At 63.4% G+C, this 1,711-nt stretch carries 1 pseudogene; it reads right to left on the bottom strand.

Annotated elements, in window-relative coordinates:
* Window positions 1–96: 96 nt before the first annotated feature.
* A pseudogene (locus ACWETB_RS23815) lies at window positions 97–1,352 on the bottom strand (IS3 family transposase); the annotation flags it as partial.
* Window positions 1,353–1,711: the final 359 nt, after the last annotated feature.

The raw sequence follows: 1,711 nt of genomic DNA, 5'->3' as shown, positions 1-1,711 counted from the left end.
TGGGCACATTCATGTCCGCCACCGGGCACCCCCTCGTGACCGCCTACGGGCAGTTCCCACGTCCGCCTGTGGGCACTTCCCGATGTCCCTTGACAATGCTGCGTGTAGAAGTGTAGCAGCGTAACGGTTTTCGTAGGTGAGTGGTGATTGGTGCCCGCACCACGAGTGTCTTCGGCGGTTGTTGTAACGCACGAGCCACCCAAAGACTTCACGCCGGCAGGTGAACTCATCGGGCCAGGACTGCTCATCTTGAAGGACCTCGCGTTTGAGCGTGGCGTTGAACGACTCGGCCATCGCATTGTCGGCGCTGGTGCCCACCGCTCCCATGGACTGGGTCACGCCGAGTTCAGCGCACAGGTTGGCGTAGGCCTTGCTGGTGTAGACCGAGCCGTGATCGGAGTGAAAGACCGCTCCCGACAACGACCCTCGCGTCTGTTGTGCCGCTTGCAAGGCATCGGCAACGAGATCGGTGCGCATATGATCGGCCACCGCCCACCCCGTCAACCGTCGGGAGTAGCAGTCGATCACCGTAGCCAGGTACAGGTTGGAGCCATCGGCGATCGGCAGATACGTGATATCGCCGACATACACCCGGTTCGTGGCGGGCGCGGTGAAATCGCGTTCCACCAGGTCAGGGACTATGCGATCGGCAGGTTCAGGGATCGTGGTGACCACACGACGGCGCCGCCGATAACCGACAATGCCGTGGGCGCGCATCACCCGCGCCACCCGTTTGTGATTGACCCGGTTCTCCAGCGCCACCCCATCGTTGAGTTCCGCGGTAATCCGCGGTGCACCACAGGTGCTGTCACCATCGTGAACCTCACGAATACGTTGCGCCAAAACATGATCAGCTTCCGCACGAGCCGCCCGGCGCGGGGCCGCCTTGCGCCAGGCGTAAAACGACGAACACGCGATCTCGAGGAGATCGCATAGCCACTTGACCGGGTAGGTGTCGAGGTGGTCGGCGACGAACTGGAAGCGGCTCACCAGTTCGTCTCCCCGGCGAAATACTTGGCCGCCTGACGCAAAATCTCCCGTTCGGTGCTCAGCTTGAGCTTCTCGCTACGCAGTGCCGCGTTCTCCCTCTCCAACCGTGCGATCTTGGCCTCAGCGCTTTCTGGCCCCACCACAGCGGGCCCATCGCCGTTGCGGGCCTTGAGCGGGCTGACCGCCCCGCTGCCATCGGCAGCGGTCTTGCGGCCGGTGCCGTAGCGCTCAAGCCAGTGACGCAACGTGCCGCGCTCGACCCCAAGATCGGCGGCGATACCGCGCACCGTGGCCCCGGGGGTCGACTCGTACAAGTCCACCGCGTCCTGACGAAACTGCTCTGAATAGTGTCTCCGAGCCATACCTTGATCATCTCGCTTCTCCCCGCGAACTGCGGGATTCAACGTGTCCAAGGTCCGGGGTCAGGTCCCGTTGACTCGGCCGTGACGAGCAGTCATGGAAGGGGCGGCGGCATGGGCTATCGGGAGGTTGCTGTGGAAGAGATCAGAGAAGTCCTGCGGTTGTGGCTGGGTCTGGCGGTGGGGTTACCGTCGCCGGGGCTGCGCACGATCGCCGCGCATGCGGGGGTGTCCGTGGCCATGAGAAAGTCCCCACTGGTGGGGGGTTGAGGTTCCCCCCGAACCGTAGAGGCATCGATAATGAGGAGCACGATGCCAGAGAAGCGGAAGAAGTACGACCGGGAGTTTCGTGATGGGGCGGT

This window comes from Gordonia sp. NPDC003950 (assembly GCF_053605205.1).
The sequence above is the reverse complement of the archived record's forward strand: the minus strand, read 5'-3'. Positions and strand labels throughout refer to the sequence as shown.